General features: G+C 73.8%; 11 protein-coding genes. 6 read left to right on the plus strand and 5 right to left on the minus strand.

The genetic code is table 11. The features are described from left to right. Positions 1 to 13: 13 nt before the first annotated feature. The 4 genes from C7C46_RS23235 to C7C46_RS23245 all read right to left on the minus strand — a co-directional run bounded on the left by C7C46_RS23235 (position 14) and on the right by C7C46_RS23245 (position 2,237). Positions 14 to 823 carry a DUF4389 domain-containing protein gene (locus tag C7C46_RS23235; RefSeq protein WP_110671844.1) on the minus strand — a complete coding sequence of 270 codons (810 nt, stop codon included), beginning with the start codon at positions 821 to 823 and terminating at the stop codon, positions 14 to 16. Between the two features lie 254 nt (positions 824 to 1,077). After that, on the minus strand, positions 1,078 to 1,245 hold the full coding sequence (locus C7C46_RS35240) for a hypothetical protein (RefSeq protein WP_181442477.1): 168 nt from the start codon (positions 1,243 to 1,245) through the stop codon (positions 1,078 to 1,080). Positions 1,246 to 1,329: 84 nt separating this feature from the next. Next, positions 1,330 to 1,614 carry a DMT family transporter gene (locus C7C46_RS23240; protein ID WP_181442478.1) on the minus strand — a complete coding sequence of 95 codons (285 nt, stop codon included), beginning with the start codon at positions 1,612 to 1,614 and terminating at the stop codon, positions 1,330 to 1,332. Between the two features lie 191 nt (positions 1,615 to 1,805). Continuing rightward, complete coding sequence (locus tag C7C46_RS23245) at positions 1,806 to 2,237, minus strand: DUF2000 domain-containing protein (RefSeq protein ID WP_110671846.1); 432 nt, start codon at positions 2,235 to 2,237, stop codon at positions 1,806 to 1,808. 262 nt (positions 2,238 to 2,499) lie between these two features. On the opposite strand from C7C46_RS23245, the gene C7C46_RS23250 reads away from it, so the two are divergent. Next, positions 2,500 to 3,339, plus strand: a complete 840-nt coding sequence (locus tag C7C46_RS23250) for a helix-turn-helix transcriptional regulator (RefSeq protein ID WP_110671847.1) — start codon at positions 2,500 to 2,502, stop codon at positions 3,337 to 3,339. An 82-nt stretch (positions 3,340 to 3,421) separates the two neighbouring features. Here C7C46_RS23250 and C7C46_RS23255 read toward each other — a convergent pair whose 3' ends face one another. Further along, complete coding sequence (locus C7C46_RS23255) at positions 3,422 to 3,691, minus strand: SGM_3592 family protein (RefSeq protein WP_245984745.1); 270 nt, start codon at positions 3,689 to 3,691, stop codon at positions 3,422 to 3,424. A 481-nt stretch (positions 3,692 to 4,172) separates the two neighbouring features. Between C7C46_RS23255 and C7C46_RS35245 the strand changes: the two genes are divergently transcribed. The 5 genes from C7C46_RS35245 to C7C46_RS23280 all read left to right on the plus strand — a co-directional run bounded on the left by C7C46_RS35245 (position 4,173) and on the right by C7C46_RS23280 (position 11,824). Next, complete coding sequence (locus C7C46_RS35245; protein WP_181442479.1) at positions 4,173 to 6,095, plus strand: putative Ig domain-containing protein; 1,923 nt, start codon at positions 4,173 to 4,175, stop codon at positions 6,093 to 6,095. Positions 6,096 to 6,346: 251 nt separating this feature from the next. Then, a complete protein-coding gene (locus tag C7C46_RS23265; RefSeq protein ID WP_110671848.1) occupies positions 6,347 to 9,223 on the plus strand; it encodes an ATP-binding protein in 2,877 nt (958 codons plus the stop codon). Between the two features lie 67 nt (positions 9,224 to 9,290). Next, entirely contained in the window at positions 9,291 to 9,476 is a 186-nt protein-coding gene (locus C7C46_RS23270; RefSeq protein ID WP_110671849.1) for a hypothetical protein, read from the plus strand. Positions 9,477 to 9,964: 488 nt separating this feature from the next. Next, complete coding sequence (ddaH, locus tag C7C46_RS23275; RefSeq protein ID WP_110671850.1) at positions 9,965 to 10,819, plus strand: dimethylargininase; 855 nt, start codon at positions 9,965 to 9,967, stop codon at positions 10,817 to 10,819. A 162-nt stretch (positions 10,820 to 10,981) separates the two neighbouring features. Continuing rightward, a complete protein-coding gene (locus tag C7C46_RS23280; RefSeq protein WP_110671851.1) occupies positions 10,982 to 11,824 on the plus strand; it encodes a hypothetical protein in 843 nt (280 codons plus the stop codon). Positions 11,825 to 11,852: the final 28 nt, after the last annotated feature.

Here is an 11,852-nt window from a genome sequence, read left to right on the forward strand (position 1 = left end):
TAGCCCTGTAGTACTAGGCCCGCGCGTGCACGGCCGGCGCGGTGGAGACCGTGCCGTCGTCAGTGGTGTTGTGGTAGCTGCCGCCCACCGACCCGCCCGCGTCCACGGCCAGGCCGAGCACCAGGTACGCCACCAGCAGCCCCTTGCCCGCGCCGCTCAGCACCAGCGGGCGGGTGGCCGACTCGCGCGGCTCGTTCCCGCGCTCCTCACCGAACAGGCCCTTGGGGTAGGCCGAGGTGAGCATCAGCGCGTAGGCGGTGAACCGCATCCGGTAGCGCACCATGGCGGCGGTGGCCTCGAAGGCCGGGCGGGGCAGGCGGGCGGTGACCAGGGTCCAGAGCCAGAGGAAGACGGCCAGCACCGCCCAGCCCGCCGCCGCCAGCCCGCTGATGATCGCGGCCGGGATCATCAGCAGCAGTCGGAAGAAGACCGCCAGGCGGTTCAACCGCCCCGGCCGCAGCTCGATCCGCACCGGGTAGTCCCGCGGCTGGCGCAGCGAGAACGGCGGGTACTGGTCCACCAGCAGGGCCTGACTGACCATCAGCCTGGTGTCGTAACCGACGAACCCGATCAGGTAGCGGGCGATCGGCGCGGGCAGCCGCCCGAGGAAGAGTGCCGCGAACCAGCCCACCACCACCGCGAAGAACGCGCCGATCCCGAGCACCCAGAGCACGATGTAGTGCGGGATCAGGATCAGCCAGCGCAGCAGCACGGTCCACCGGCGCTGCCGCCCGTGCGCAGGCACGTCCAGCACCGGGAGGAACTCCGGCGGGCCCACCGGCTCCGGCACCGTCCAACTGCCCGTGCCCGCTGACTGCGCCATCGCGCCGCTCCTCGCCACTCGGGCGACCCTCGCGCCCGCTCTGCCGCCAACGCTGACAGCAGCGCCGTCCGGCCGCATCCCTGATGGTCCGTCCGTGCAAGCCGCGCCCGTCGGCGACTCCGGGAGACTGCGAGGACGACCGCCCTGCCCGGTGTGCGCCGCCTGCCGACTGCGCGCGGCACAAAAGGGCGTTCCACGCCGTCCCTGGACCCGCTACCTGGCGGCCCCGGACCGACGGCTCCCCCAGCCCGACCTCAGTCCTCCTCCGCGACCCGGTACTCCGCCGCCAGCCAGCGCAGTTGGGCGACCCGCTCGGCGTGGTGCTCGGCGGCCTCCTCGTCGCCGTCGGCCAGCGCCCGGTCCCAGCGGGCGCGGGCCTCGGCGAGCTGGGTTCGCAGTTCCTGGGCGAACGACTCGCTCATCTCCACACCTTCAACTGTTCGATATAGGGTCGCCCATCATCCCCGGCCACCCCTGCGCCACCAAATCCGCTCGGGGAGGACCGCTCAGGGACGCGCCGAGGATCGTGTCCTCCGGCCGGTGGATGGTCCGCCCTCGGGCGCGCGAACCGGCCGGGCGGTGGCCGACCGGGCGGGCAGCCGCCCCTGGGTGACCGCGAGCAGCGCGCCGACCAGCATGACAGCCGCGCCCACCGCCTGGAGTGCGGTGAAGGACTCGCCGAGCAAGACGACCGAGCAGGTCACCCCGAACACCGGGACGGTGAACATGACCACCGTTGCGGTCGAGGGGCTGACCAGGCGCAGGCCGCGGAAGTAGCACAGGTAGGCCACCGCGGTCGGGCCGCCAGGTAGGCGACGTCGGCCCAGGTCCGGCCCGGGACCGCGGACCAGTGGGTGGAGCCCAGCGCGGGTGCGGCGAAGGCCAGCAGGTACTTGAGGGCGTCAGCGGCATCGCCCTGGTGCGCCGTTCCTTGCGGCATCTCACCTCTCCGGATGTCCGTGGGCCTGCGGACGGGGGTCGGTCACGGGTGCATCCGGGCGCCCTTGAGCACCTTGTCGACGGCGTTGCGCGGGCCGTACAGCGCGATCCCGACCAGGTCGAGGTCGGCGCGCGGGACCGCCGCGACGGCGGCGCGGTTGTCGCGGTCGTTGCTCGTGGTGAACAGGTCGGAGGTGAAGACCGACACCGGCAGTTCGCGGCCCAGGGCGCGCGAGTGAGCCTGCTTCAGCAGCTCCTTGCCACCCTCGAAAACGAGTACGGGCTGACGGAACATCGGCAGGTACTGGGTGCCGTCGGCGTCCGCATAGGGCTCACCGACCAACTCGGGGACGTGTACGCCCAATCCACTCACCAGAAAGGCGGTCGTGTTCAGCCGCTGCCAGGTCGCCAGGTCCTCCCGGAGCAGTACGGCGATCTTGGTGTCGAATCGGACGGGCGTGCTCTCGGATTCCATATGCTGGATCGTGTCAAGACCCCGCCGGGAAGCCTTGTACGATCTTAGCGAGTTGGCCGCCGGGGGGCGGCAACAGCCGTTCTCCAGCAGTGTTCGACTGCATGGGACCGAGAGTTGGGGCGATCGGCGACGGCGATTGCCCGAGGGACCGCCGCCTCCCGTCGCGTTCACACATGTCGACTGCTTCCGGGAGTGTGAGCACGGTGCTCAAGATGCTTCGGGTCCGCACAGAACCGCAGCTCGGCCGCCGTCGGAGCCGCGCATGGTGACCGAGCTCGGTCCAAGCCGGCGGATCAGGGCGTGGCACCCGGGGGTCACCGGAATCTCCGAGGTGTTCCACGCGCGGATGACCGACCACGTTTATCCGATGCACACGCACGACACCTGGACGCTGCTGATCATCGATGACGGAATGGTCCGCTACGACCTTTCCCGGCACGAACACGGCGCACTCAACCAATTGGTCACCCTGCTGCCGCCGCACGTCCCGCACAACGGCAATGCGGTGACCTCGCAGGGATTCCGCAAACGCGTTCTCTATCTCGACTCGGCACTGCTCGACGACGCGATGATCGGGCCGGCGGTGGACAGCCCGGTACTGGACGACCCGCTACTGCGCGACCGGATCCACCAGTTGCACGGGGTACTCGCCCACCCCGGGGACACCCTGGAGGCCGAGAGCCGACTGGCCCTGATCGGCGAGCGGCTTCGCGACCACCTGACCGGCCGGCTCGAACTGCGCCGACCCCCGCTGCACGATGCCGGACTCGCCCACCGACTGCTGGAGATCCTCGACGAGCACTACGTCGAGGGCCTCACCCTGCAGGAGGCCTCCGATCTGCTCTTCGCCCACCCGACGCACCTGGTACGAGTGTTCAGCAAGGAGTTCGGGATCGGGCCGCACCAGTACCTGACCGGCCGCCGGGTCGACCTGGGCCGCCGACTGCTACTGCAGGGCATGCCCGCGCGCGAGGTGGCCGTCGCGGCCGGCTTCTACGACCAGTCGCACTTCACCCGCCACTTCAAGCGGGTGCTCGGCGCCAGCCCGGGCCAGTTCGCCCGCTCCGGCGCGACGGAGTGTCAGGCCCGGCCGCCGACCTGAACACGACGCGACTCAGCTCGCTTCGGTACGACCAGGTTCAGCTCGCCTCGGCTCGACCGAGCGGGAGCAGGATCGCCCCCGCTCACCCCCGCCACCGGCGGCGCCGACGCACCCGGCTCCAGAACCAGCCGGCCGGCGGCTGGTCGGAGCGCCAGGGCTGCGGCTCCGGCGGCTCTCGGCGCCAGCGGGCGGCGAGCATCCGGGACCGCCCGGAGGGCTCGGCCACCGGTGCGGCCCGCACGAACGCCTCGTCGAGCCCCACACCGTCCAGCTCACCCTCGCTCCACTCCCCGCCCCAGCCCCCGCCCGGACCCCCGCCCTGGCCGGCAGGCATCCCGTCCGCCTCGCCCATCGGTTCCTCACCTGCCTCGCGCCGCTCTCCCCCCTCCCAACGCCCGACCGCCGCCCCGGGTGCCCGCACCGCCTTCTATACAGTTAATTCACTCCCGTCCAGAACTTGAATCATTGAAAAGCCCGGGGCCGGATTCCATTCCATTCACAGAATTCCGGCCCCGAAGAGAAATGGTCCGCCATCCGTTGACGGGTGTTAACCAACTCTGCTTTGCTTCAGCGCGACGGCAAGCATCGCAACCGCTCCGGAAGCGCCTGATTGCCCGTCAGGGCTGTGGTCCCACCGCCGTGCGCCCCTCCCCAGCGGGGCGTCCGCACGCTTCTGCACGATTTCCGGTCGGCACGTCCCCGAATTACCTGCGGGGCTTGGCCATGCCGAAAATCGCGTGCCGGCGGCCGGGACCGGCGGCCCAGTCCCCCGCAAGCCGCCGTCCACTCCCGATCGGAGACCGGACGACGGGTTCACGAGAGGAACCCCCACCATGGGTAGCCCCCACAGCTCCCGGTACGCGAAGGCCGCCGCCGTCACCGGCGCGTTCTCCCTCGCGGTCGCCACGGCCGGCCTGCTGGCCGCTCCGGCGCAGGCCGCCGCCCCCGCCGTTCCGGCGGTCTCGGGCCAGGCCCACCACAACGCCGCGGCGGTGTCCGGCTCGGGCATCACCAACGAGTTCAACCCGTACAGCTCGACCCTGAACGCCAGCAAGATCCCGGGCATCAAGCAGTACGAGGCCCAGAAGCGGGACCGCCTGGCCCACCAGCTGTCCGCCGCGGCCACCGGCCAGCAGACCCTCTCCTACGGCGGCGGCGTCGACGGCATCGGCGTGCAGAGCGGCCACTCCAAGGTCTACCTGGTCTTCTACGGCAACCAGTGGGGTACCCAGAGCACCGACGCCAACGGCAACGCGAAGTTCTCCGGCGACTCGGCCGGCGCCGCGAGTGCCGCCCAGCAGATGTTCAAGGGCATCGGCACCAACAACGAGACGTGGTCGGCCGACCTGACCCAGTGGTGCGACGGCCCGAACGTGGCCAGCGGCGCGGTCAGCTGCCCGTCCAACGCCAACTTCATCCCGTACCAGGCCGGCGGTGTCCTCTCCGGCGTCTGGTACGACAACTCGGCCGCCTCCCCGGCCCAGGCCACCGGCCACCAGCTGGGTGTCGAGGCCGTCAACGCCGCCGCCCACTTCGGCAACACCACGGCTGCCTCGAACCGCGACGCGTACTACGTGGTCCTGTCGCCCCACGGCACCAACCCGGACGACTACCAGAACCCGACCACGGGTTACTGCGCCTGGCACGACTACAACGGCGACACCACCCTGACCGGTGGGGCGGTCAACTCGCCCTACGGTGACATCGCCTTCTCGAACCAGCCGTACAACATCGACCAGGGTGCCAACTGCGGCGTCGGCTTCGTCAACTCGCCCGGCACGCTGGACGGTTACACGATGACTCTCGGCCACGAGTGGCAGGAGATGATGTCGGACCAGAACCCGGCGGGCGGCTGGACCAACCACGTCTCCGGCAGCTCGTACAACGGCCAGGAGAACTCCGACGAGTGCGCCTGGCTCAAGCCCGGCACCACCGGCGGCGCGGCCATGATCAACTTCGGCAGCTTCGGCTCCTTCGCGGAGCAGGCCAGCTGGTCGAACGACACCAACTCCTGCGCCATCTCGCACGCCATCCTGAACCACGGCAACACGGTCACCGTGACCAACCCGGGCAACCAGTCCGGCACCGTCGGCACCGCCGCCAGCCTGCAGATCAGCGCCTCCGACTCGGCCTCGGGCCAGACCCTGACCTACTCGGCCACCGGCCTGCCGGCCGGCCTGTCGATCAGCTCCTCGGGCCTGATCTCCGGCACCCCGACCGCGGCCGGCACCTCCTCGGTGACCGTCACCGCCAAGGACACCACCGGCGCCACCGGCTCCACCACCTTCACCTGGAGCGAGACCACCTCGGGCGGTGGCGGCAGCGCCGTCACCAACGGTGGCTTCGAGACCGGCAGCCTGACCGGCTGGACCTCCGTCGGCAGCACCGCCGCGACCACCTCGGCCGCCCACACCGGCAGCTACGGCGCGATGGTCGGCTCGACCAACCCGACCGGCACCTCCTCGATCGCCCAGACCTTCACCGCCCAGGCCGGTGCGAGCAGCCTGTCCTTCTCGTACAGCAGCACCTGCCCCGACACCGTGACCTACGACTGGGCCACCGCCACCCTGAAGGACAACACCACCGGTGTGACCACCACGGTGCTGGCCAAGACCTGCGCGGCGGACTCCTCCTGGCACACCGTGACCGCTGCGGTCACCGCCGGTCACAGCTACACCCTCACCCTCGTGAACAAGGACGACAACTACGCGGGTGACCCCACCTACACCTACTACGACGACGTGACGGTCTCCTGACCCTCGCTCATCGGCGCCCCGTGGGGGCGGGCCTTCGGGCCCGCCCCCACGGGCGTTCCCGCGCTCCGGCGCCCGGTACCGGCCGGCGGCTCCACTCGGCCCGCGACCCCGTACCCTCCCGCCCGCCGCCCTGCCGCACCGCCGGCCGGGTGCGCCCCCACCCCGTTGCCCGGCTGCCCGGCTGCCGCAGGCCTGGGTGAGAATGGCCCCATGCCACGCGATGTCCGCCGCACCGCCCGCGGGGCCCGGCCGTGACCGGCCGCCCCGGGGTCGGGTTCGCCTTCGTCGGGCGCCGGTCCGAGCTGGCGCTGGCCACCGCCGCGCTGCGCCACCCGCCCGCCGTACTGCTGGTCGAGGGCGAAGCCGGGATCGGCAAGTCCCGGCTGATCGCCGAGGCCACCGCCGGCACCGCCGCCCTGGTGCTCACCGGCTCCTGCCACCCCCTGCGCGCACCGCTCCCGTTCGGCCCGGTGATGGACGCCCTGCGCGCCGTCGGCCCCGCGCTGCCCCCGCCGCCCGCGCCGCCCACCCTGCCCCCCAGCACCGGCGCCCTGGCCCCGCTCCTGCCCGACCTGGCCGATCGCCTCCCGCCCGCCGTCGAGACCGCCGACCGCCACCGCCTGGCCCACGCGGTCCGCGCCCTGCTCGCCGCACTCGGCGAGGTGGTGCTCGTCATCGAGGACCTGCACTGGGCCGACGAGGCCACCCGCGAACTCCTGCTGCTACTCGCCCACGACCTGCCCCCCGGGCTGAGCCTGCTGCTCAGCTACCGCGCCGAGGACCTGCCGCCCGACACACCGGTGCTCGGCGCCGCCTACCGCCGCCCGCCCGGGGTGGCCGGCGCCCTGCTGCGGCTGGGCCCGCTGGCCGAGGCCGAGGTGCACGAGCTGGCCCGCTCCGCGCTCGGCCCGGCCGCCACCCCGGCGCTGGCCGAGCTGCTGTACCGGCGCAGCGAGGGGCTGCCGCTGGTCGCCGAGGAGGACCTGATCACCCTCGGCGAGACCGGCGACCCGCCCGCGGACCTGGTCGGCGAGCTGGAGCGCAGCGAGGTCCCGCGCGGACTGCGCGACGCGGTGACCGAGCGCCTGGCCGCACTGCCGCCGGCTGGCGAGGCGGTGGTGGCCGCCGCCGCCGTGCTCGGCGTGCCGGCCGGCGAGCAGCTGCTCGCCGAGGTGGCAGGCCTGACCCCGCAGGCCGCCGCCGAGGGGCTCACCGCGGCGTTGCGGGCCGCCGTGCTGCGCGAGGACCCGCCCACCCGGTACACCTTCCGCCACGTGCTGGCCCAACAGGTGGCGTACCGCCGGCTGCTCGGACCGCACCGCGGCGTGCTGCACCGGCGGGCCGTCGCGGTGCTGGAGGCGCAGCACCCGCGCCCGCTGGTCCAGCTCGCCCACCACACCCTGGCGCTCGGCGACCGGCCGGGCTGGCAGCGGCTGGCCGAGGCCGCCGCCGAGCAGGCGGTGGCGCTGGGCGACTCCGGCAGCGCCGAGACCCTGCTGCGCCGGCTGCTCGCCGAGCCCGAACTCGACCCGGACCGCCGCGGCCGGGTCGCACTGACCCTGGCCCGGATCGCCGCCAACGGCACCGACTCGGCGGCCAGCACCCAGACCCTGACCGCGATGCTGGCCGATCCCCGGCTGGCCCCCGGCGACCGCGGCGAGATCCGGCTGACGCTGGGGATCCTGATCGCCACCCACGCCGGCGACCGCGCCGGATTCGACCAACTGGCGCTCGCGGTCGACGAACTGACCGACCGTCCGATCCGTGCCTCGCGCGCCCTGGTGGCGCTGGCGATGAACGAGCGCGGCGGCGAGGGCCGGCTGGCGGCCGCCCGGCTGGACCGGGCCGAGCGGCTGCTGGTCGACCACCCGGACCAGGCGGCGGCCGCCGCGGTGCGGGCGACCAGGCTCACCTTCCAGGCCCGGCAGGGCGATCCGGCGGTCTGGACCGGCCTGGCGGCCCTGCCGCGGGCCGCCGAGAACCCCGAGGTGCTGCGCCAGAGCGCCCGGGCCCTGTTCAACACCGGCGACATCGCCGTCGAGCTCGGCCACGACCAGCGGGCCGGCCAACTGCTGCGGGAGGCTCGCCGGTTGGCCCGGCAGGCGGCGATCCCCTACCTGGAGTGCTACAGCCGGATCGCGTTGCTGCGCCTGGACGGGCTGGCGGGCCACTGGGACGGGCTGGCCGAGCGGTTCGCCGCCCTCGGCGCCGAGTTCCCCGACCTGGCCATGGCGGAGTCCGAACGATCGCTGCTGCTCGGCCGGTTGGCCGCCGCCCGGGGCCGGCTCGCGGTGGCCCAGCGGGAGTTCACGGCGGCCGCCCGGTTCGGCGACCGGGAGTCCCAGGTGACCACGGCGCTGCGGGCGGCCGCCGGCCTGGCGGGGCTGCGGCTGGCCGAGGGCGACACCGCGCAGGCCACCGCCACTCTGGCGCCCGCGGTGGCCGCGCTGCGCGCCGCCGATGCCTGGGCCCGCTCGGCCGAACTGCTCCCGGTGGCGGTGGAGTGCGCGCTGGCCGAGGGTGAACGGCGGGCTGCCGCCGAGTTGGTGGAGCAGGCCGAGCAGGGCCTGGCGAACGTCGACGCACCTGCCGCGCTGGCGGCGCTCGAACAGGCCCGCGGGCAACTGCTGGCCGGGCCGGACCAGGCCGGGGCGCGGGCGGCGTTCACCCGGGCGCGCGAACTGTGGTGGCAGATCGGGCGGCCGTACCAGGCGGCCCGGGCCGAGGAGCAGCTCGCGGTGGCGCTGTCCGGCCCCGAACCGGAGGCCGCCGCCGACCGGTTGGCCGCCGCCGAACAGGCCTACCTGGCGCTCGGCGCCACCTCGGACGCGGCCCGCTGCCAGCGGTTGCGGCGCGACCTGGGACTGGGCCGCACTCCCACCCCGGGCCGGCGCGGCTACGGCGCGCTGCTCTCGCCGCGCGAGCTGCAGGTGGCCGAACTGGTCGCCCAGGGCGCCAGCAACCAGGACGTGGCCCAGGCACTCTTCCTCTCCCCGCGCACCGTCGAGCGGCACGTGGCCAACCTGCTGCACAAGCTCGGCGTGACCCGAAAGGAGCTGGGCCCGGCCCTGGCCGCCGGGGCCGGTACCCAGCGTTCGCCGGACGCATGGGTACCGCCTACGTATTGATCTCCCAGCGGCGGGGCGCGTTTGCTGGCCGAGGAACCCGACCCCCCCCGCCCGCCGGAGGTCCGTCATGGCCCCCCTCCTCCTCGCCCCCCCCGCCGACGACCGCCGCACCCGCTTCCGCCGCTACGCCCGCAGCCACTTCCCCGCTCCGCCCAGCGCCCAGCCGGCGGTGCTGGTCAGCCCGGCCCGACGGCGCGCGGTGGGCCGGCCGGCCGACCTGGTGCGGCTGGCCCGGTTGGCCCGGTTGGGCTGACCGTTCAACGGCTTCTCTCTCGCAGGGATGTTCCGCCGGCCCGGCCGGCCCTGCTCGCGCTGCCCGCCACCGCGCTCGCCGCCGCCATGGTGCCGGCCTCCCGGGCCGGCCACGTACGCTGACACTCGGGCCCGGGGCCGGCACTGCCCGCCCTACTGACCGGGCTGCTGGTGGCGGGCCTGACCGGGTACGCGCTGTGCGCCGGGCCGAGCGCGACGGCACCGCCGCCTCCTGAGGCTCCGTCACAGGCGCCCCAGCCGTCACCGGGGCCCCCTCAAGCGCTGCCAACCCCTCAGTCGATTCTGAGTGCCCTTCGGCATCCTGCTCCGCGGATCCGACTCACCACCGTCGGTTCGACCGCCCGGCACCGGACGGCCGCACGCCCGACAGCTCGGCGCCATTCCGGGCTGCGAAGAACTCCGTGACGGCTTACCGCGCCGTCCTGCGGCGCGCCCACCGGTGCGCCACGATCCGAAGGAAGCCGCCCCATGTCCTACCCCGAGGTCATCGCCGCCGAGCGGCCCGCCCAGCAACTGCAGCGCACCGCGGTACCGCGCCGGCTGCTGATGTGCCGCCCCCGGCACTTCGAGGTGTCCTACTCGATCAACCCGTGGATGCACCCGGAGAAGCCGGTGGACAACAGCCTCGCGGTGCTCCAGTGGGAGCGGCTGCGCGAGCTGTACCTCGCGCTCGGGCACTCCGTCGAGGTGATCGACCCGCTGCCCGGCCTGCCCGACATGGTCTTCGCCGCCAACGGCGCCACCGTGATCGACGGCAAGGTGCTCGGCGCCCGGTTCCGCCACCTGGAGCGCACCGCCGAGGGGCCCGCCTACCTGGCCTGGTTCAAGCAGCGCGGCTTCGACGAGCTGCTCTGGCCGGAGTACGTCAACGAGGGCGAGGGCGACTACCTGGCGGTCGGGCGGCGGATCCTGGCCGGCACCGGGTTCCGCACCGACCAGCGCTCGCACTACGAGGCGCAGGAGTTCTTCGGCCTGCCGGTGACCAGCCTGACCCTGGTCAACCCGCGCCACTACCACCTGGACACCGCGCTCGCGGTGCTCTCCGACACCGAGATCATGTACTGGCCGGCCGCCTTCACCCCGGGCAGCCAGGCAGTGCTGCGCGAGCTGTACCCGAACGCGGTCCTGGCCTCCGCCGCGGACGCCGCGGTCTTCGGCCTGAACGCCTTCTCCGACGGCCGCAACGTGCTGCTCCCGCAGTCCGCCTCCGGCCTGATCGCCCAGCTGCGCGCCCGCGGCTTCCACCCGCACGGCGTCGACCTCTCAGAGCTCCTCAAGGCCGGCGGCAGCGTCAAGTGCTGCACGCTGGAGCTGCGGGACTGACGACCGGTCACCCCGACCTCGGCGCCTTGCACACCCGGCGCCGGGGCCGTCCGCACCCCGTGCCTGGGCCGTCCAGAACGCGACACGCGGGCCGCTCGGGGCGCGCTCGGCCGCTGCGCGAGGCACCCTGGGACGGGAACCGCCACCGGACGAGGGGTCAGCATGGGCATACTGCGCAGGAACCGGTCCACCGGAACGGACCGACCGAACGGACCGGACACGCCGACCGGGCCGGACGAGGAACTGGCCGAACTGGCAGCCGAGCTGGTCAGGGAGCCGCGGCCCGAGACGACGGCACGCACCGGTGTCCGCCGCCTCGCCCGCTCGCTGACCCGGGCCCGACTGAGCCGCGCCCGGCCGCCCCAGGTCGGCGACGAGCCCGCGGCGAGCAGCCGGTCCCCGATCACCGACCGGCTGCTCGCCGCCGCCCCGCGGATCCCGGTCCGCGACCTGGCCACGCTGCGCCGCCAGCACGCCAAGGCGAGCACGCCCGAGGAGTTGGCCGACCGCCTGGTCACCGGCGCCTGCCGGGCCACCGCCGCGATCGGCATGGGGGTCGGCGCGGCAGCTGTGGTGCCCACGGTCGCGATCACTGCCGAGCTGGCGGCCGAACTGCTCACCGTCGCGGCCGTCGAGGTGAAGCTGATCGCCGAGCTGCACGAGGTCTACGGACACGGCGCCCCCGGCACCGCCCTGGAGCGCACCACCGCCTACCTGGGCGCCTGGGCCCAGCGGCGCGGCATCGACAGCATGAGCCTGCTGCGGCCCAGCGGGGTCCTCGCCCTCGGCGCGGGTGCCCGGGTCCGCCAGCAGGTCAGCCGTCGGCTCGCCCGCGGCTCGCTGCGCAAGCTGCCCTCGCTGGCTCCGTTCATGCTCGGCTCCGCCCTGGGCGCCCACCTCAACCGGCGCGACACCCTGCGCCTGGCCGCCCTGGTCCGCGCCGACCTGCGCACCCGTCCGCCCCTGAGCGGGCCGGACTACTGGGAGGCGGCCGCACCTCGCTGAGCGCGCGCGACCGTGGGCCGGGCCCCGT

The organism is Streptomyces tateyamensis (assembly GCF_003205575.1).
GTDB classification, from domain to species: domain Bacteria; phylum Actinomycetota; class Actinomycetes; order Streptomycetales; family Streptomycetaceae; genus Kitasatospora; species Kitasatospora tateyamensis.

What these genes read in the sequence shown, in the direction of transcription:
- C7C46_RS35240 (WP_181442477.1), bottom strand. Translation starts at nt 1,245, where the DNA reads ATGAGCGAGTCGTTCGCCCAGGAACTGCGAACCCAGCTCGCCGAGGCC.
- ddaH (WP_110671850.1), top strand. Translation starts at nt 9,965, where the DNA reads ATGTCCTACCCCGAGGTCATCGCCGCCGAGCGGCCCGCCCAGCAACTG.
- C7C46_RS23250 (WP_110671847.1), top strand. Translation starts at nt 2,500, where the DNA reads ATGGTGACCGAGCTCGGTCCAAGCCGGCGGATCAGGGCGTGGCACCCG.
- C7C46_RS23235 (WP_110671844.1), bottom strand. Translation starts at nt 823, where the DNA reads ATGGCGCAGTCAGCGGGCACGGGCAGTTGGACGGTGCCGGAGCCGGTG.
- C7C46_RS23245 (WP_110671846.1), bottom strand. Translation starts at nt 2,237, where the DNA reads ATGGAATCCGAGAGCACGCCCGTCCGATTCGACACCAAGATCGCCGTA.
- C7C46_RS23270 (WP_110671849.1), top strand. Translation starts at nt 9,291, where the DNA reads ATGGCCCCCCTCCTCCTCGCCCCCCCCGCCGACGACCGCCGCACCCGC.
- C7C46_RS23255 (WP_245984745.1), bottom strand. Translation starts at nt 3,691, where the DNA reads ATGGGCGAGGCGGACGGGATGCCTGCCGGCCAGGGCGGGGGTCCGGGC.
- C7C46_RS35245 (WP_181442479.1), top strand. Translation starts at nt 4,173, where the DNA reads ATGGGTAGCCCCCACAGCTCCCGGTACGCGAAGGCCGCCGCCGTCACC.
- C7C46_RS23280 (WP_110671851.1), top strand. Translation starts at nt 10,982, where the DNA reads ATGGGCATACTGCGCAGGAACCGGTCCACCGGAACGGACCGACCGAAC.